Origin of the sequence: Mesorhizobium sp. M0854, from assembly GCF_040319815.1 — a bacterium.
Lineage (GTDB): Bacteria > Pseudomonadota > Alphaproteobacteria > Rhizobiales > Rhizobiaceae > Mesorhizobium.
The window spans coordinates 187,875-205,038 of sequence record NZ_JAMYOL010000006.1; the positions used below are offsets into that span (position 1 = coordinate 187,875).

26 protein-coding genes are annotated in these 17,164 nt (G+C 63.0%); 8 read left to right on the forward strand and 18 right to left on the reverse strand.

The window, feature by feature from the left end:
• Window position 1 precedes the first annotated feature (1 nt).
• From NKH99_RS13085 to NKH99_RS13095, 3 genes are read left to right on the forward strand one after another with little or no spacing between them, the layout of a single operon-like run.
• The gene (locus NKH99_RS13085; RefSeq protein WP_352457440.1) at window positions 2–343 is read left to right on the forward strand and encodes a hypothetical protein; all 342 of its coding nucleotides are present in this window, start codon (window positions 2–4) and stop codon (window positions 341–343) included.
• Window positions 340–1,224, forward strand: coding sequence for a cytochrome c oxidase assembly protein (locus tag NKH99_RS13090; protein ID WP_352768263.1), 885 nt, complete (start codon window positions 340–342; stop codon window positions 1,222–1,224). Before NKH99_RS13085 ends, NKH99_RS13090 begins: the two co-directional genes overlap by 4 nt.
• Complete coding sequence (locus tag NKH99_RS13095) at window positions 1,205–1,774, forward strand: c-type cytochrome (RefSeq protein WP_352768260.1); 570 nt, start codon at window positions 1,205–1,207, stop codon at window positions 1,772–1,774. The genes NKH99_RS13090 and NKH99_RS13095 overlap by 20 nt, the downstream gene beginning before the upstream one ends.
• A gap of 39 nt (window positions 1,775–1,813) precedes the next feature.
• On the opposite strand, the gene NKH99_RS13100 is transcribed toward NKH99_RS13095, so the two are convergent.
• Genes NKH99_RS13100 through NKH99_RS13125 form a run of 6 tightly spaced genes read right to left on the reverse strand, consistent with a single transcriptional unit; the run spans window position 1,814 to window position 5,923 of the window.
• A complete protein-coding gene (locus tag NKH99_RS13100; protein ID WP_352768258.1) occupies window positions 1,814–2,287 on the reverse strand; it encodes a DUF2269 family protein in 474 nt (157 codons plus the stop codon).
• Window positions 2,287–3,573: an SDR family oxidoreductase gene (locus tag NKH99_RS13105; RefSeq protein WP_352768257.1), complete on the reverse strand. Its 1,287-nt coding sequence runs from the start codon at window positions 3,571–3,573 to the stop codon at window positions 2,287–2,289. The genes NKH99_RS13100 and NKH99_RS13105 overlap by 1 nt, the downstream gene beginning before the upstream one ends.
• A 34-nt stretch (window positions 3,574–3,607) precedes the next feature.
• Window positions 3,608–3,946 (reverse strand): hypothetical protein, encoded by a 339-nt coding sequence (locus NKH99_RS13110; protein WP_352768255.1) that lies wholly within the window; start codon window positions 3,944–3,946, stop codon window positions 3,608–3,610.
• Window positions 3,946–4,308, reverse strand: a complete 363-nt coding sequence (locus NKH99_RS13115) for a hypothetical protein (protein ID WP_352768253.1) — start codon at window positions 4,306–4,308, stop codon at window positions 3,946–3,948. The genes NKH99_RS13110 and NKH99_RS13115 overlap by 1 nt, the downstream gene beginning before the upstream one ends.
• Window positions 4,308–5,528, reverse strand: a complete 1,221-nt coding sequence (locus NKH99_RS13120) for an NRAMP family divalent metal transporter (RefSeq protein WP_352768250.1) — start codon at window positions 5,526–5,528, stop codon at window positions 4,308–4,310. Before NKH99_RS13120 ends, NKH99_RS13115 begins: the two co-directional genes overlap by 1 nt.
• Window positions 5,525–5,923 (reverse strand): hypothetical protein, encoded by a 399-nt coding sequence (locus NKH99_RS13125; protein WP_352768247.1) that lies wholly within the window; start codon window positions 5,921–5,923, stop codon window positions 5,525–5,527. Before NKH99_RS13125 ends, NKH99_RS13120 begins: the two co-directional genes overlap by 4 nt.
• A gap of 219 nt (window positions 5,924–6,142) precedes the next feature.
• On the opposite strand from NKH99_RS13125, the gene NKH99_RS13130 reads away from it, so the two are divergent.
• Together NKH99_RS13130 and NKH99_RS13135 are read left to right on the forward strand one after the other, a co-directional pair.
• Window positions 6,143–6,358, forward strand: a complete 216-nt coding sequence (locus tag NKH99_RS13130; protein WP_352768244.1) for a DUF2934 domain-containing protein — start codon at window positions 6,143–6,145, stop codon at window positions 6,356–6,358.
• 142 nt (window positions 6,359–6,500) lie between these two features.
• Window positions 6,501–6,689, forward strand: coding sequence for a hypothetical protein (locus NKH99_RS13135; RefSeq protein WP_352768241.1), 189 nt, complete (start codon window positions 6,501–6,503; stop codon window positions 6,687–6,689).
• Here NKH99_RS13135 and NKH99_RS13140 read toward each other — a convergent pair.
• The 6 genes from NKH99_RS13140 to NKH99_RS13165 all read right to left on the reverse strand — a co-directional run bounded on the left by NKH99_RS13140 (window position 6,675) and on the right by NKH99_RS13165 (window position 12,420).
• Complete coding sequence (locus NKH99_RS13140; RefSeq protein WP_352768239.1) at window positions 6,675–7,436, reverse strand: GntR family transcriptional regulator; 762 nt, start codon at window positions 7,434–7,436, stop codon at window positions 6,675–6,677. The two genes, NKH99_RS13135 and NKH99_RS13140, sit on opposite strands and share 15 nt — an antisense overlap.
• A gap of 70 nt (window positions 7,437–7,506) precedes the next feature.
• On the reverse strand, window positions 7,507–8,289 hold the full coding sequence (locus NKH99_RS13145; protein ID WP_352451506.1) for an SDR family NAD(P)-dependent oxidoreductase: 783 nt from the start codon (window positions 8,287–8,289) through the stop codon (window positions 7,507–7,509).
• A 98-nt stretch (window positions 8,290–8,387) separates the two neighbouring features.
• Window positions 8,388–9,302, reverse strand: coding sequence for a PfkB family carbohydrate kinase (locus NKH99_RS13150; RefSeq protein WP_353014358.1), 915 nt, complete (start codon window positions 9,300–9,302; stop codon window positions 8,388–8,390).
• Entirely contained in the window at window positions 9,299–10,498 is a 1,200-nt protein-coding gene (uxuA, locus tag NKH99_RS13155) for a mannonate dehydratase (RefSeq protein ID WP_352971139.1), read from the reverse strand. Before uxuA ends, NKH99_RS13150 begins: the two co-directional genes overlap by 4 nt.
• A 153-nt stretch (window positions 10,499–10,651) precedes the next feature.
• Window positions 10,652–11,311: a ThuA domain-containing protein gene (locus tag NKH99_RS13160; protein WP_352971141.1), complete on the reverse strand. Its 660-nt coding sequence runs from the start codon at window positions 11,309–11,311 to the stop codon at window positions 10,652–10,654.
• A gap of 11 nt (window positions 11,312–11,322) precedes the next feature.
• A complete protein-coding gene (locus NKH99_RS13165) occupies window positions 11,323–12,420 on the reverse strand; it encodes a Gfo/Idh/MocA family protein (RefSeq protein ID WP_352971143.1) in 1,098 nt (365 codons plus the stop codon).
• Between the two features lie 265 nt (window positions 12,421–12,685).
• Between NKH99_RS13165 and NKH99_RS13170 the strand changes: the two genes are divergently transcribed.
• A complete protein-coding gene (locus tag NKH99_RS13170; RefSeq protein ID WP_352971145.1) occupies window positions 12,686–13,594 on the forward strand; it encodes a dihydrodipicolinate synthase family protein in 909 nt (302 codons plus the stop codon).
• On the opposite strand, the gene NKH99_RS13175 is transcribed toward NKH99_RS13170, so the two are convergent.
• The 6 genes from NKH99_RS13175 to NKH99_RS13200 all read right to left on the reverse strand — a co-directional run bounded on the left by NKH99_RS13175 (window position 13,595) and on the right by NKH99_RS13200 (window position 16,063).
• Entirely contained in the window at window positions 13,595–13,975 is a 381-nt protein-coding gene (locus NKH99_RS13175; RefSeq protein WP_352612052.1) for a DUF1801 domain-containing protein, read from the reverse strand.
• 109 nt (window positions 13,976–14,084) lie between these two features.
• On the reverse strand, window positions 14,085–14,546 hold the full coding sequence (locus tag NKH99_RS13180; protein ID WP_353014359.1) for a DUF1801 domain-containing protein: 462 nt from the start codon (window positions 14,544–14,546) through the stop codon (window positions 14,085–14,087).
• Between the two features lie 4 nt (window positions 14,547–14,550).
• Entirely contained in the window at window positions 14,551–14,781 is a 231-nt protein-coding gene (locus NKH99_RS13185) for a hypothetical protein (RefSeq protein WP_352612050.1), read from the reverse strand.
• An 87-nt stretch (window positions 14,782–14,868) separates the two neighbouring features.
• Window positions 14,869–15,261: a VOC family protein gene (locus NKH99_RS13190; protein WP_352502145.1), complete on the reverse strand. Its 393-nt coding sequence runs from the start codon at window positions 15,259–15,261 to the stop codon at window positions 14,869–14,871.
• Window positions 15,262–15,332: 71 nt separating this feature from the next.
• Window positions 15,333–15,743, reverse strand: coding sequence for an SRPBCC family protein (locus tag NKH99_RS13195; protein ID WP_352473443.1), 411 nt, complete (start codon window positions 15,741–15,743; stop codon window positions 15,333–15,335).
• The gene (locus NKH99_RS13200; protein ID WP_023716560.1) at window positions 15,740–16,063 is read right to left on the reverse strand and encodes an ArsR/SmtB family transcription factor; all 324 of its coding nucleotides are present in this window, start codon (window positions 16,061–16,063) and stop codon (window positions 15,740–15,742) included. Before NKH99_RS13200 ends, NKH99_RS13195 begins: the two co-directional genes overlap by 4 nt.
• A 194-nt stretch (window positions 16,064–16,257) precedes the next feature.
• Here NKH99_RS13200 and NKH99_RS13205 point away from each other — a divergent pair, with 194 nt between their 5' ends.
• Window positions 16,258–16,500 (forward strand): type II toxin-antitoxin system Phd/YefM family antitoxin, encoded by a 243-nt coding sequence (locus tag NKH99_RS13205; protein ID WP_352502143.1) that lies wholly within the window; start codon window positions 16,258–16,260, stop codon window positions 16,498–16,500.
• Window positions 16,497–16,925, forward strand: a complete 429-nt coding sequence (locus NKH99_RS13210) for a type II toxin-antitoxin system VapC family toxin (RefSeq protein ID WP_353014360.1) — start codon at window positions 16,497–16,499, stop codon at window positions 16,923–16,925. Before NKH99_RS13205 ends, NKH99_RS13210 begins: the two co-directional genes overlap by 4 nt.
• Window positions 16,926–17,164 lie beyond the last annotated feature (239 nt).

Consider the following 17,164-nt stretch of genomic DNA (forward strand, 5'->3'; position numbering starts at 1 on the left):
GATGCGTGCGCTTCGCTTGGGCACATCATGGGGCGGGCTGTTGTCCGGGCCTTTGGCCTGGGCGGTGTCGACGCAGCTGAATTATGCGTTCGTGGAGTGGCAGTGCGCCCACGGTATTCCCGTCATACCGGTCATTGCGCTGGTGCTGACAGTGCTGGCCTTGCTCGGCGGCGTGCTTTCGTGGCGGGCGCGACAGCAAGGTGGCGCCGCCTTTAAACCGGATCGTACGCGCGGCACCGAGCATTTCGTCGCCAATATCGGCATTCTCAGCGCGGTGCTGTTTGCGCTGGTAATCGTCATGCAAGGCGCGGCCTCGCTCATTGTTGACGGCTGCCTACGATGAGCTTCGACGCGCTCTTCTCGACCTCGATCTGCTACGGTGCCGGTGCCTCGCAGGCCGGCTGGACGCTGGCGTTGCCGATCACGCTGCCGCTAACCATGGTCGCACTGCTTTACGCGGCAGGCGCCTTTCGGCTGTGGCGGCGGAGTGCCCGCAGCCGCCCGTTGCGGTTGCGGCAAGCCCTGCTGTTTGCGACCGGCTGGGCCATTTTGGCGGCAGCACTGGTCAGCCCGCTCCACGCATTCGGTGAGCGCGTTTTCACCGCCCACATGATCGAGCACGAGCTGTTGATGGCGGTGGCGGCACCCCTGCTGGTCGCCTCCCGTCCAGCGGCGGCGATGATGTGGGCATTGCCGATCAAGCTGCGGCTGGCATTTGGCGCAGCCGGGCAGGCGAAGGTGCTTCGAGCCGTTTGGGCCGCTGTCAGCCGTCCTCTAGCCGCGACCTTCCTGCACGGCGTCGCGATATGGGCGTGGCACGTTCCGGCGCTGTTCGAGGCGGCGCTTGCACAGGGTGTCCTGCATTATGCGCAACATGCCAGCTTCTTCGGTACGGGGCTGCTGTTCTGGTGGGTGCTGCTGCCGCGTTCAGGCGGCGAACAAGCCTACGGCAGCGCAGTCATGCACCTCTTTTTCACCTCGCTGCACACCGGCCTGCTCGGGGTGCTGCTGCTGGTCTCGCCAAGGCTGTGGTACCCGGTAAACGCAGCCGGCGCGGAATTGTGGGGCCTTAGCCCGCTCGAGGACCAGCAGCTCGCCGGCTTGGTGATGTGGGTTCCGGCCGGCCTGATTTATGGCGGAGCCGCGTTGCTGCTGGCCGGTCTGTGGATTCGCTCAAGTGGACAGAGAAGATGGGAGGCGTTGCATGCGCTCCAGGCTGTCTAAGCTGGTCATTGGTGCCGGGACGGCAATTGCCGTGCTGGCCGCAGCTTGGGCGGCGCTGACGTTGTGGCCGGAGCGCCTCACCAGGGTCGCGCATAAGACGGACAATGCCCCTGGCAGCATCGGCGTGCGCGCAACATCGCGCTTCACTCCGTCCGGACCCATCCTCGGCGCCGCGGCAATTGTCGTGCTTGTTGCAGCCCTGGCCGGGATCGCGTTGTACTTCGAGCAAAGCCGTCGAGTGGAGCAGAAGGCCGACAATGCAACCGGCGGTGTTGGCGCCCGCGCCATACCAATCATCATGGCCAATGGCTGTGCCGGATGCCACACGATCACCGGCGTTCCCAGCGCACAAGGGTTGGTTGGTCCACGCCTCGACGCCAGCTTGGCCACCCGGATCTATATCGGCGGCGTATTGTCCAACAACCCGCGAAATATGGTCCGTTGGATACGCGCCGCAAGGGAGGTCAATCCGCACACGGCAATGCCTTCGACCAGAATTTCCGAGCAGGAGGCGCGGGATATCGCGGCCTATCTCTATTCGCTGAAATGAATGTCATCGCTCATCCCGGCAGCTGCACGCGGCCTGTCTTCACCAGTCGATCGCAGGCCGAGAGATCATTAGCCAGAAAATCCCGAGTACCGCAGCGAAGGCGGGGAAGCCGAAGGCGAACCACAGCCAGAAGAGCCGATGATAGCGCGGCGGCAACGGCGCGCCTGCAGCGGCGGCTTGCGATGCCAGCTTGCGCATCTCCATTTGCATCCAGACGACCGGGAGCCAGAACATTCCGGTGAAGATATAGAGCGCGATCGAAAGTACGATCCAGCCCTCCAACAGCGAGTAGCCTGCCTGCCAGGCGAGCGCGGCTCCGGTCAAAGGCTGCGTGACCACGGCCGTCGCGGTGAAAAGGAAGTCGGCGACGACGACGATACGCGCCACCGCCGCAATCGTCGCGGCATTGCCGGTCCTGTGGGCGAGCAGCATGAAGAAAGCGATACCGACGCCGGTACCAAGCAGCACGGATGCGCCGATGACATGCAGAAATCTCAGCAGGAAATAGAGCATCAACGCTCCTCCAGCACTGCCAAGGCCACAAAGTGCAGCACCAGGATCGGCAACACCTTGAGGAACGGCCCAAGCGGGTCGTTCCACAGCTCGGGGCTCAGGAAGCTTCCGACGACCAGGTAGAAGAGCGAGAGCGCGATGCCGCCATAGAGGCCTTTTCGCGCCGCCGGCCGCCAGGCTAGGAGCGCGCCGACGGCGATGTCGGCAAGAGCACCGGCTATCACGGTCGGCACCGACAATATGCCACCCCCCGTGCTTTGCATCAGCTCGACGCCACCGTTATAGCCGGTGGTCAGCGACACAATACCCGTCACGATCCAGAAGAAGGGCAGGACGACGAAGATCGCAGGCTTGATGAAATACAGCCGGGCAAACCATTTTTCCTGCACCGTTGCCGGATTGAGCGCGAGGAAGCCCGCCAGGGTTTGCGGGCGTATGCCGGTCGTGGCGGTCCAGTCCGAGGGATCTCCAACCGCTCCTCGGGCGATCTCTCTGGCCGCGTTGGTGCGCATCGGTGGACGCCAGCCGAACATCGCGGCAAGGTCGCCGAGGCGGTAGAGAAGCCTTGCAACAGCCGCCGGCAAGACAAACCTGGCTGCAGGAGCCCAGCCGAGCCATCGGCGATAGCTGCCGACGACCTCGTCCATGCTCAGTTGTTCAGGACCGACAAGTTCCAACACGACGCGAGACGGACTGTCGGGATCGAGAAGGAAGACGACTGTTGAGACCACATCGTCGAGTAGCACCACCTGGAGCCGGCCGGTGCCGGGCATGGACGGCAGCACCGGCAGCGAGGCGAGACCCCTAAACAATGCGCTGGCCCCAAACACCGGCCGGCCGAGCACCACGGACGGGCGCAGGATCACCCAATCCAGATCAAGCGCCATAAGCGCTTGGTCGCCGGCCAGTTTCGTCGCCGAGAACGTCGAAGGCTGCGCCCGATCGACGCCGATTGCCGAAAAGTGGATCACCCGGGCAACCCCTGCCCGCGCACAGGCGAGGAAGAGTGCTGCCGCCGCATCGCAATGGACTTCGCGCGTCTTTTCACGAGGGCTATCCTGCAGAACGCCGGCACAATTGACGACGGCGTCTATGCCCCTGAGATGCGGTAGCCAGTCTTCGGGCTGCAGCGCCACCGCCATGTCCAGCACCAGCAATTGATAATTGCCGGTCCGGTTTGCGCCGGGGCTGCGGACCAATCCGATCACCTCATGTCCTTCGGAAAGAAGGCGTGCCACGACCGAGGCACCGATCAGGCCGGTGGCGCCGGTAACCAGGACTTTCACTGGACCCCATTCTCGGACGGCGGGAAAGTATCGTTCATTCCGGTTTATCGCCCTCGATACTCCCCTTCATACCGGAAAGTTCTTCCGTCGTGCATAACAACCGCGGCCGCACCGCATCGGAGATGTCCAGCTTGTCCCAAGGAATGCGGTACATGCTGTCGCGACTGCGCAGTCCAAAGACATTGAGGACCGCAATGCCGATGGCCGAAGCGGACAGACGCTCGAAGGCCGCGTAGATGCCGACATGGTACTCGGCAATCACCAGGTCGTCGCCATCCGATTCTGCGCGTATCTCCTCGATATGACCGATGCTTTTGCCGCGCTGCGAAAGCACATTCCTGCCAGCCAATTGCTCGAGATTGATAGTAGCCATCATCCAGCTCCCGGGATACGCCCAATGACACGGTCGCGCAGCCAGTCCTGCCAGTCGAAAATCGCCGTTTCGCGGACGTCGATATCGAACTCGATGTCGACGCCGATGTCGCGCACCTTGTTCCAGGCGATGCGGTGCGGCTCGGCATGGCGCTTGCCGCCGAGCCTTGCCGCAAGCCGCGCCATCCAGCGCCCGGGCCGCTGGCCAAGCCGGCGCGCCAGCGTGATCGAGCCGAGCTCGACCGCAATGATTTTTGGCGGCTTGCCTGGCCTGAGTTCGGCCACCAGCCCGTCAACCTTGCCGATCTTGACCTGCTCGCGGTCGACCACTTGCTTGTCCAGGATGTCGCGCAGCAAATCCATCACGTGCCTCCGAATATCTGCAAAGGAATGGTCACGATCGCGAGCACGAAACCGAGCGCGATGATGAAGATGACCGCGGCATTCGCTATCATGCCATTGCGGTGCTCGCCGACATAACGCTCGTCGTTCAGCAGGAAGAGGAACGGCACCACGGTTAGCGGCAGGCTGGCGGCCGTCAGCGCCATGGAGAAGATGGTGAGCTTCAGCGGATCGAGACCCAGTGCGATCGGAATGGCGGCGAGAAACAGCGAGACCGTATACGCGGCGCTGAAGCCCGGGTCGTCGCGCGGTTTCAGGTTCTCGCCCCAGGTCCAGCCGAAACCCTGCGCCACAAGGTAGGCTTGCTGCAGGCCGATTTCGAGCGCGGCGCCGAAACAGGCAATGCCTAGTGACGCAACGAACAGGACAAATCCCCAGAAACCGAAGATCTGGATCAGCATCAGCGGCAGTTGGTGGTAGTCGTCGACCTGCACTATGCCGTGTGCTGCCAGAACGAGCGCCGCCACAATCAGCACACCCATAGCGATTGTGCCGCCAAAACTCATGCCCAGGCCGGCAATCGCCCGATTGGCTCCGAGATAGCTCTTGTCCCACTCGTCCTCGATCGCTCCCGACGAATAGAACATGAACAGATAGGGCGAGATCGACGCACCAAGAATGCTGACCGCCATGAACCAGTAGTTGGCCGCGTCGTGATCCGGCAGTGTTGGCACGGCCCCGGCCGCGACCTGCCCCCAATCGGGCTTCAGTATGACGGCGCCAACCACGAAGCACAGCGTGACCAGCCCGAGGATCGCGACGCCTTTTTCGATGAGTCCGAACGTGCCTTTCCAAAGGAACAGCCATGCCAGAAAAGCGACCGGCAGCGCCCACCACTGAAAGCCGATGCCGGTGGCGAGCTCGAGCGCAATCGCAACACCGCCGATTTCGGCTGCCATGACCAGGAAGTTAACCAGCAAAGTGGCGAGCAACGGCCACAGAAAGGCGTTGAAGCCAAACCGTTCCCGGATCCCGTCGGCGATGGTGTGATGACTAACTGCGGCGAAGCGTCCGGCCATTTCGACCAGGAAGATGATGCAGATCGTGCCCAGGACGACGGCCCATATCAGCTGAAACCTGAACGCGGCGCCGGCCTGAGCGGCGGTCGCCATTGATCCGACCTCAAGAAAGCCGCCAACGCTGGTGACGACGCCGAGCGATATTTCGAGCAGCTTCTTCATGATTTCGGCGCGAAATATTTCGCGTAGGACGTGCTCAGGTCGGCGGCGGCGGCCCGCAGATCCTGCTGTGCGTGTTCCACTTCCGAGCGGTTGCCGTTCTGCACGGCCGTGGCCGCGCGAATTACCGCTGCCGAAAGCCGTCCAACCGCGATCGTCAGACCGGCTTGCCCGCCGGGCTCAGGCGACTTGCCGGACTGGATTTGCGCACCGGCATCGGCGAGCGCCTTGCCGGCCGATTGCAAAGTGCGCGACGTGTATTCCGACGGGGCTCCCCCAGCGATCCAGCTCTCCAGGACCAGCGATGCGGTCTGTGCGGCGGAAGCCGCGGTTTTCGACTGCTGCTCGACCTGGCCGGAAGGCGAGCATGCCGTCAGTACAAATATTACCAGCAGCAAGCACAGGCGGTCTGGTCGAGGACCGACGGCTGTAACGGCATTTACAATACGTGCTTGTAGCGTTGCTGCCACACGATTGTTCTCCCCGCACCAAGCGACTTCGGCGCGAAGTTTGATCTAGAGCGCTGGGTGATCAGGTCAACTGAACCGTGATGAACGGCGCTGGCACCGCGGAACAAACCAGCGATCGCCGGATTAGGGGATGAGGAGGCAAAGGCCATGGACAGGGAAGAGCGTATCAAGCAGCGAGCCCACGAGATCTGGGAGCGCGAAGGCCGTCCGCAAGGACGCGAGCGCGAGCACTGGGATCAGGCCGTGCAGGAGATCGAAGCTGAGGGTTCCGAGGCCGAACGCGGCCCGGTCGTGCCCGATCCAACGGTCGAGGCCGGCTCCGATCCGGAGGCACGCGGCAGCAAGCGGCGGCGAGGGACATGAGGCCGATGCCTCGTTTCGTCGCCTGGATCGTGGTCGTACTGGTCGTGCTGTTCGCCGCCTGGCTTATGATCGGGCGCGACAGAACCGGCGGCGGAGGTCAGCCCACGCCGCACGCAATTGATCAAAATGGATAGGAGCCGACATGACGGGAACCGATACTCATCCTGAACAAGACCCGGCGGAAGGATCGCGATCGATAGTGGAAAAGCAGCTCCGCAACGAGCAAGGCGGCGAGGGTCAAGATCGCAAAGCCGAGCCAGCTCCCGACAAATCCGGCAGCAAGACCAAGACACCTTCGGAAGCGCGCAAGAAAGGCTCAGGCTTGGATTGAGCCGGCCGAAAGCGGGCTCACACTGCCGTTTGCCTCGAAATAATAGGGATAGCGCTCCTGGACGATTTCGAGCACCTCGAAGATGCGGCGAAGATGCGTTCGCATCGCCTCTTCCGCCGCAAACGCGTCGGCCTGCTCAAGCGCATCGACAATCCGCCGATGCTGGCCGAGGACCACCGACATGCTGTCGAGGCGCGGAAAAGACAGGAAGCGGAAGCGGTCCATGTGCAGCTTCGCCGCGCTGATGTCGGCCCAGATTCCGGGAAACCCGGCATGACTGGCGATGTGCTGGTGGAACAGCTCGTCCGACTTGAAGAAGCGCCTGTCGTCCGCGATGGAGGCGAACGTCTCCTGGACGGCCAGTTCGCCTTTGAGCACGGCAAGCAGGTCGGCACGGCGCGGGCTCTCGACCGCGCGCTTGATCAGGCCGACTTCGAGCGCTTCGCGCAGAAACTGCGATTTTTCGAGATCGGCAATTCGGAGCGGCGCCACCATGCTGCCGCGCTGCGGATAAATGTCGATCAAGCCAAGACCGGCCAACCGGGCGAGCGCCTCCCTGACCGGCGTGCGGCTCACGCCGAGGGCTTCCGACATCGCCTTTTCAGAAATCAGCTCGTGCGGCTTCAGGCGGAAGGTCAGGATCTGGTCGAGCAAAACCTCGAACGTCCTAGCCGCGACTGAAGCGCCGGGGGCGGTTTCGTCGAGCCGCCCCTCGGTGATGGTCCGCGTTCCCAAAAGCCGTGCCATCGGCGACCCCTTATAGGCTCTGCAGCTTCAAGCCGTTCATGAAATGCCTGCGCAAGCAGCAGCGCCGACGTTATTCCTTGCGCGGAGAACCGCCGATGCGCGCCAGCAGGCCGCCATCGACGCGTACGACCTCGCCGGTGACGAAGGAGGCATCGTCGGACAGCAGGAAGGCGACGACTGCGGCAATCTCTTGCGGCTGGGCGGTACGGCCGAGCGGATGCATGTTGTCGAGGATGCGCAGGATCTCGTCGGGCTTATCGTTGAGCTTGACCGCATCCCGCAGCATCGGCGTGTCGACCGCGCCCGGAGCGACGGCATTGACGCGCACACCGAGCGGCGCATAATCGACGGCCATCGATTTGACCAGCCCGATCAGGCCGTGCTTGGCCGTGCTGTAGGCCAGAACCCCTTCCTGGCTGGCCAGACCCTGCACCGAGCTCATATGGACGATGGCGCCGCGGCTTTGCCGCAGCAGCGGCATCGCCGCGCGGGAGAGCAGGTAGGCAGCCTTGAGGTTGACGTTCATCACCTCGTCCCAAAGCGCCTCGTCCGTGGTCTCCACCGTTCCGTAACGCTGGATGCCGGCATTGTGGGAGAGCATGTCGAGCCCGCCGAACGCGGACCGGGCAAGCTCGACGGCGCGGCCACAGGCTTCAGTGTCGGCGGTCGAGCCAAGCACGGTGTGCACGGTCACGCCGCGCGCCGAAAGCTGCGCCGCGACGTCATCCAGCTGATCGCCCGCCCGGTCGAACAGAATCAGGTCGACGCCTTGCCCGGCCAGTCTTTCGGCGACAGCACGGCCGATGCCCATGGCCGCTCCCGTGACCAGTGCGCGTTTTTTGAACTCAGCCATTTATTCTCCCTCGAACAGTTGCGCAGTGACTACCATGGTAGTCGATCGGCGCCACTTGACGTGCCTTCTTTGCCGAACCGGCCCAAGCGTGTTCGGCGTCATGTCGATCCTTGCATGAAAGCCAGCGTTTCCGCGCGCGTCGGTGCGCCGAGCCGTCCGCCAAAGCGCAGGCACTTTAGCGCGGCGGCGGCGCTGGCCACTGCTATCGCCCGCTCTTCGTCCCAACCTTCGGCCAGGCCGAGAGCGAAGGTGCCGTGAAACACGTCGCCCGTCGCCAGGGTGTCGACGGCTTCGACCCGCGGCGACGGCAGATGACGGACATCATTGCCGCCCGGGTGCTGGAACACGGTGCCGTTCGCGCCATCGGTGACCGCCACGAAGGCGCCGGTCCGTTGGCCGAGAATGGCGACGGCGGAACCAGCGGATATCTCCGGACCGCAAAGGATGCGTGCCGCCGGCAGCGAAGCAACGACATGCGAGGCGAGCGGCAGCAGCCGGTCGAGCACCGGTCGCGACGCGACATCGGCGTCAAGGATCGCCGGGATGCCGCACTCGCGAGCCTTCGCCAGCGCCAGGGCCGCGGCTCCAGGCCAGCGGACATCAACCAGCACGACGTCGAAGCGGGAAAAATCCGCGGGCGGAAGACGGTCAGGATCGGCTTGCGTGACGGCATCGTAGAAGGGCACGATCATGCGTTCGCCGGCGGCATCGACCAGGATCGTGGCAATGGCCGAGCGGCCACCTTCAACCCTGCGCACCAGCGAACAGTCGACCCGCTCCGCCTCCATCTGGCCGATGACATCGCGGCCGACAGCATCGTCGCCGACGCTTGCCCATAGCCAGACCTGCCCGCCCTGGCGGCTGGCTGACGCGGCGGCGCTTGCCGCCATCCCGGCCGCGATCTGTATAGCCTCGCTCGGCAGGAACTTGCCGGCGCCGGAGGGCAGGACATCGAGGCGCAAGATCGTGTCGTAGGTGAGCGCGCCGACGCAGAGCAGGCGGGGCGCCGTCATCGCAGCCGGTAGCCGCGCTGATGGGCAATCGCTGTCATCACGCCTCTCAATTCGGCAAGGCCGCGAAGACGGCCGATCACGGGGTAGCCGGGATGGGTGCGCCGCGCGGCGTCATCAATCAGCTCGTGGCCATGATCCGGGCGAAACGGCAGCAGCGCCGCCGGTTCACCGGCATCGCGGCGGCGTTGCTGCTCGTCGAGCAAGATCGAGACCACCGAGACCATGTCGACATCGCCGCTCAGATGCTCGGATTCCATGAACGAGCCGTCCGGGTCCATGCTGACATTGCGCAGATGCACGAACTTTATCTTGTGCGCAAAGCGCCTGGCGATTGCGGGCACGTCATTGGCCGGGTTGGCGCCCAGCGACCCGGTGCACAAGGTGAGGCCGCTATGGGCCGATGGCACGGCGTCCAGGATAAGGGCGATGTCGTCGGCGTTCTTGACGATCCGGCACAGGCCGACGAGATCGCGCGGCGGATCGTCCGGGTGGATCGCCAACGTGACGCCCGCCTCTTCGGCCGCCGGCAGCACGTTTTCGAGAAAACGGACGAGGTTCTCGCGCAGCCGGTCGTGCGACAGGCCCGACTGCTCGGCCACCACTTCGCGCAATTCTGCTATGTCGTAGCGCTTGAAGGCGCCCGGCAGGCCGGCCATGATGTTGGCGAGCAGACGTTCTTTTGACGTATCCGGCGTCGTCTCGAACCATTCGCTCGCCCGCTGGAGAACATCGAGCGCATAGTCGCGCTCCGAGCCCTTGCGCTGCAGCATGTAGCAATCGAACGCGGCAAGCTCGTGCATGTTCATGCGGAGCGCCCGTCCGCCGCCCGGCAGCGGCGCAGCCAGGTCGGTCCGGGTCCAGTCGAGGATCAGCATGAAGTTGTAGCAGACCGTGCGCACACCGCAGGCGCCGAGATTGCGTAAGGTCTGCCTGAAATTGTCGTAGAGCCGGTCGAGATCGCCGCGGCCGAGCTTGATGTCCTCGTGCACGGGCACACTCTCGACGACGCTCCATTTCAGGCCCATCGCCGGATCCGCCTCGATAAGCGCCTGGCGCTGCCTAATAGCGTCGATCGGCCAGACTTCGCCGTAAGGGATGTCGTGCAGTGCCGTCACGATGCCGGTCGCGCCGGCCTGCCTGGCATGGGCAAGCGTTGCCGCGTCGCTCGGCCCAAACCATCGCCACGTCTGCTCCATTCGACCTCCAGCTGCGGAATTTCTCGATGAGGACCGCTGATGTATTGGATACTACCATGGCAGTCCTTGCTTGCCGCAGCCCAGTGCCTGTGTCTGCGTTCGGGCCGCCCCCTATGAGAGATTACAACTGTACGTGGCGTTCAGATTGAACGGCTATGCAAGGTCCGAGTTTCGGCTGGCCCAAATCGTGCCGCGTTCGAACATCGTGCGCATTTGCGGCACGGCGAACTCGTCGGCGGTGTGGCCGAGCGCGCTGTAGAAGACGCGGCCCTTGCCGTAGCGGCGCTTCCAGACGACCGGCATGACGACGCCGGCGATGAAATCGAGATGCTCGCCGGTGAAAGTAGTCGTCGCCAGCACCTCGTTGGTCGGATCGACATGCATGTAATACTGCTCTGAACGGTAGGCGAAGCCGTCGATGCCCTGCATGACCGGATCGTCTGGCCTGGTGATATCGACGTGATAGTCGATGATGTTGCCGGGATGGGCGACCCACTGGCCGCCGGTCATGAACTGGTATTCCGGCTCGTTGCGGAAGCTGTCGCACATCGTGCCGTGAAAGCCCGCAAGGCCGGTGCCGGCCCCGACGGCGCTGGTCAGGTTTTGCAGCTCCGGCTTTTCGATCGTCGACATCGTGATCACCGGGACGATGAGATCGAGCTTGCTCAGCTGCGGATCGGCAAGCGCCGAAGTCCCCTGCTCCAGCTGCACGTCGAAGCCGTTGCCGGCCAGCATCTCCTTGACGATTTCGGCGCTTCGAGCCGGGGTGTGACCTTCCCAGCCGCCCCAGAAAATCAGTGCCGTCTTGCTCATCGCATTGTTCCCTATTCCAGAATTCCGAAAGGCAGATCGGCGCGCATCGGCGCCGGCCGGGCGCAGCCATATCTGAGATCGATACGCTGCCCTACGTCTGCTGAAGAGATGATCGATTCCATGATTTCCAGGACATGGAGGGAAAGGTCGAGACTGGCGCGGTGTTGCCTGCCCGAGACGATCGCCTGCGCCATGTCGGCAAGGCCGAGGCCCCGGTAATTGCCGTCGCCATAGGAATGGATCTGATCGGCCACCGTCCAGTCGCCCTTGCGCTGGCTGGTCCTGATGTCGCCCTGGAACTGGTTGGGATCGGAGACGATCATCGAGCCCGTGGTTCCGTAAAGTTCGATGTGATTGTGTTCATGCTTCCAGACGTCGAAGCTGGTGGTGATCGAGACCGCGGCGCCATTCTCGAATGCGAGCAGGCCGGAAATATGGGTCGGCACCTCGACCCGGATGGTCTCGCCCTGGCGCGGTCCAGAACCGATGGTGCGGGTGGCGTAGGATGACTTCGCCTGCCCGGTCACGGATTTTACCGGACCCAGGAGATTGACCAGGCAGGTCAGGTAGTACGGTCCCATGTCGAGCATCGGCCCGCCGCCGGGCTGATAGTAGAAATCCGGATTGGGATGCCAGAGCTCGTGGCCGGGCACCTGCATGAAGGCAGAGCCGGCGACAATGGTCCCGACCGTATCCTTATCGACCAGCCGCCGCGCCGTTTGGTGGGAGCCGCCAAGAAAGGTGTCGGGTGCACAGCCGACGCGCACGCCCTTTTCGCGCGCGGCCGCGACCAGCCGCTCGGCGTCGCTGAGCGTCGTTGCCAGCGGCTTCTCGGAATAGACGTGCTTGCGTTGCCCGACAGCCTGCAGGCCGACCGGCACATGATGCTGCGGCGTCGTCAGGTTGAGCACGATCTCGACGCGCGGATCGGCCAACAGCGCGTCGACCGGCATGGCAGCCAGGCCGTAGGTCGCTGCTTTCGCCTCGGCTGCCGCCCGGTTGATGTCGGCGACGCCGACAATGTCGAGCACCGGGAATTGTGGCGATGCCTTCAGATAGGCATCCGAAATGTTGCCGCAGCCGATAATGCCGACGCCGATCCTCCGCATGGGCTTCTCCTCAAAAGGCGGCATTGATGAAACAGCAGAACTCGTTTGTCACCCCCCTTTCGGCCGGACGAGGTTATCCCGTGACAAGGATATACCTCGAGAGCCTCAGAACCGCCGCCCGATCACAATCGCGCGCCTATGCGCGAGCCGCTTGCTTTCGAGGTCGAACGGCCGGTACTCAGCAACATTGCTTCATGTAGCTTGCTCGACATTTTTGATGCCGGCTTTGAGCACAGCACAGATTTTCACCGGTAGAAGGACGCACATGATCCGCCCACAAGGAACCATCGCACCGATCCTGACGCCGTTCGAAAACGACGGCCGCATTGCCCGCGACCTCTGGATATCACACGCCAAGTGGGTGCTGGATCAGGGAGCGCATTTCCTGTCGCCGTTCGGCACCACGGGCGAGGCGTTGTCCGTCTCGTTGCGCGAGCGCATGCAAGCGCTGGAGTGGCTGGTCGAGGCCGGCATTTCGCCAAGCCATCTGATGCCCGGCACCGGTGTCACGGCACTTGCCGAGACCGTCGAGCTGACGGCGCATGCCGTCGGGCTCGGCTGTGCCGGGGTGATGGTGCTGCCGTCGTTCTTCTATACGGCCGCCGGCGACAACGGACAGGTCCGCTACTATGGCGAGCTGATCGAACGGGTGGCGAACCCGGCGATGAGGATGATCCTCTACCACATCCCGCAGAATTCCGGCGTACCGGTGAGCCCGGCGCTGACCGCCCGCTTGAGCCAAGCGTTTCCGGATGTCGTGGTGGCTTACAAGGACAGCGCCGGCGATTGGAACAACACCGCGGCGGTCATTGCGGCAGCTCCAGGGGTCGCGGTGTTCCCGAGCTCGGAAGCACAGCTGACGAAAGGCCTCGCCAACGGTGCTGCAGGGTGCATCTCGGCGACGGTCAATCTGAATGCCGCAGCGATCCGGGCCCTCTACGACGCAGCGCTGGCGGGAGAGGACATTACTGACGCGGATGCCGCCATCAAGGCGTTCCGCAAAATCATCCAGGACGCCGGCCTCATCTCCGCGATGAAGGCAGTGCTGGCGGTACGGTCCGGCGACAGACGCTGGCTGAACCTGCGCGCACCGCATGAGAACGCGACGCAAGCCACCGGCGAAGCTTTGCTCGCCGCTCTCGGCCCGCTAGCCGACCATATCGGCCGGAGCTGACTATCGGGCCGTGTTCAGGGCGGCGGCGGCGCGTATCAGCGCCTTGAACGCATTCTCATCTATGTCTTCGCCCTCACGGATATCGATGGCGCGCCTGGTGTTGCCTTCGAGGCTGGAGTTGAACAGGCCTGAAGGATCCTGCAGGGCGGCGCCCTTTGCGAAGGTCACCTTCACGACGTTCTTGTAGGTCTCGCCGGTGCAGATTATTCCGGCGTGCGACCACACCGGAACGCCTCGCCACTTCCACTCCTCGACCACTTCCGGGTCAGCCTGCTTGACGAGAGCGCGGACATGGGAAAGCGTCTTGCCTCGCCAATCGCCCAGCTCACTGATCCTCGCATCTATCAGCTGCGAGGGGGAGCTCTCTGCATTTCCTTCCATAGAGCCACTCTTCATCACCATTGTCGCTTTCCCTAGGGTTGTTGCCGCTCGCCCGTCACATGAATACCGCTAGTCGGCACCGGGTTTGCGGGAATGACTGGCATTCCACTCACATTCGCTCGCCAGGCAACTGGCTGGCTTGCTTTACCCAGTCGGTGAGTTGAGCTTCGTCGAGCTGGTCGTCCTCGCGGATGTCGAGGTAGCGCACGTCCTTGTGCTTGGACTCGCCTGGAGGGAAAGGATGCAGCGACGTGCCGCGGAAGAAAGCCAGCTTGATGTACTTTGTGAAGCAATGGAACCAGCCTTGACCCTCTACGCCATAGAAGGGCGAGTTCCATTTGACGGCCTTGCGCAGGTTGGGAACGTTGCGTTCGATGAGTGCGTCGAGGCGGCGGCCGACGTCGCGTTTCCAGCCCGGCATGGCCGCGATGTAGGCCTGCACAGGAGCGTCACCATCACCCTTCGGGATCTGCGGGTTGCCGCCTGCGAGGAGGACCGGCTTGGCGGTTGCAGGCTTGGCGGCGGGCTTCTTCGCGACCGCCGCTGACTTGATGGACGTCTTGTTGGCCATGCGGTCACTCCAATGCGCCGGTGCCCCCTGCGTTGCGCCACTTGGGAGCGTAAGGCAGCACGAACATGTACAGTCCGGTAAGCAGGAGCAAGCAGAGTGGAAACAGCGGCAAGAGGTATACCCAGTAGGCGGGTTCCTTGCCTACTCCCAGGCTGATGAAGATGGCGGCGACGACCGCCGCAAAGATGATCGACAGCCAGCGGTGGATCTGCCGAACCCATTTGTTCCAATCCATTGAGACCTCCTCTGAAGACGAACCGAAGCGGATCGGGCAGCCCGTTTGGCGACTCCCGCCGGGCAGCCACGCCACTGAACGCATGCTTTACCAGCGCGCCAGTTGGGTGATTTGAACGAGATTGCCGCAGTTGTCGTTCAGCTGGGCGATGGTCGAGCCGGTTACTTCGGTCGGCGGCATCGTGAACTCGGCGCCGCGCGCTTTGATGCGCTCGTAGTCGCCCTTGACGTTATCGGTGAAGAACATGACCGCGGGCTGGCCCTGCTGGAAAATGGCTTGCTGGTAGGTCTTTGCAGCGGGGTTGTCATTGAGCGCGAGTTGCAGCTCGGCACTGTCCGGCTCGTCGGGTGATGCGACGGTCAGCCAGCGAAACGGCCCATTGCTGAAATCGGCCTTCTTGGTAAAGCCGAGCGTTTCGGTGTAAAAGCCCAGTGCCTTTTCCTGGTCGTCCACGTATACTTTGGCCAACTTGATCTTCATTGGCTTGCCTCCATTATCGCCTCGTGATGTCGCTCTGTAACAGAGCCCTTGCCTGGATAGCCCAGCGGATCTCAGTCCGTCCGCGCCAGAACCTGCTCCAGATCGTCAAAGAACCTCGGCCAGCCGACTTTGGCACCCCGGAAGTAAGGCTGCTGATCCGGCCGGAAGCCCGACTGTTCCATGCGCAAGCGGGCTCCGGTGCTCGTGGGGGTGAGGGTCCAGGAGACGACACTCTTGAGATCCTTGGTATCCCACGTGTAAGTCAGTGTTCTGTTCGGCTCGACCGTCTGCACCTGACATTCGACAGCGCCCCAGTCTGCGTGAAGATTGAAACGGTGGTCCGCGACAGGTTTGAAGTCATTTTTCATGAGCCACTCCTCGATCAAGTGTGGTTGCGTGAGCGCGCGCCAGATCTTCTCGGGCGGATAAGCGATTTCCCGTTCGACAACGACGGAGAGCGTTTCGGTCGACGTTCGGTTCACTGGTCCATCCTTTTGAGCAGGTCTTCGAGGTCGTCGAACCGGCTCTGCCAGAACCCGGTCATCTGGCTTGTCCAGTCGATCAGGGGGGCAAGCGCAGCAAGCTGCGCGCTATAATGGGTCTGTCGCCCTGCATGGCGGTCGCGCACGAGCCCGGCCTGCCTCAAAACGCCGAGATGTTTTGACACGGCCGGTTGCGAAATTCCGGCCTGAGCCGTCAGAGCCCCGACCGTCTGCTCTCCTTCGCGACACAGCCGCTCAAAAATAGCGCGCCGAGTCGGATCGGCAAGCGTTCTGAAGAGTACATCGTGAGCGTTTGGCATTGGGATCGATAACTCTTCGGCTATTGATCGATGTATAACCGCCGGGATATGTGTGAGTCAAGCGGGAAGCGGCATAATTCTCGTTGCAGGTCACCTGCTTCGCTCACGCAGCCAGTTGCTTATTCGCCGTGCTCTGCACTGGAATTGTCACGCGTTATGCGCTACATGACCATCTACATGGTCAGGAGCGTGACATGGATGCAGTCAATCTGGCGGACGCCAAGGCACATCTGAGTGAGCTCGTCGACCGGGTTGAAGCTGGAGACTCGATCGACATAACCCGGCGTGGCAAGCCGGTCGCCAGGCTCACGGCCGTGGCCCGCCCTCGCAAACGGATCGACGCCGTCCTGCTCCAATCCCTGACCGCAACCATGTCTCTGCAGGCTCAGGCTGCCACCGATCTGGTGCGATCGATGCGAGATGGCGATCGCTATTGACGTCCTATCTCGATACTTCGCTGATCATCGCGGCGCTATCCAACGAAGCCGTGACCGCGCGCGTTCAGGGCTGGCTGGCGGAGCAGGACCCTGCGCAACTTGTGATCAGCGACTGGACCATCACCGAGATGTCCTCCGCCATGGCGGTCAAGCTTCGGACCGGACAGATCGACCTGGATCAACGCGCGGCAGCGCTCGCGATGTTCAATAAGCTTGTCGCTGAGAGCTTCACCGTGCTGCCGGTGACGGGCGGGCATTTTCGGGTCGCCGCGAAATTCGCCGATCAGCATATCCTCGGGCTTCGTGCTGGCGACGCCCTGCACCTCGCGACGGCATCGGAGCATGGCGCCACGGTGTGGACCCTCGACCAGCGGCTCGCCGAGGCAGGACCGATTCTCGGCGTGCCGACGCAGTTGCTGGCATGATCGAGGCCCTCTCCTCCAAAATGAATAAACCGATTGAGGCTCGCCGAGCGGTACGGCCTTTCCACCTATGAAGCGATGATCGCCTCCGCGGCGGTTCACGCTGGCTGCGATACACTCTGGTCAGAGGACATGCAGCACGGAATGGCGCTCGACGAAGGCTTGCGCATCGTTAATCCCTTTCGCGTTGCGAGCTGATCACGCTCATTGAAGGGGGCTGGCCGGGAGCGAACTGGCGGCTT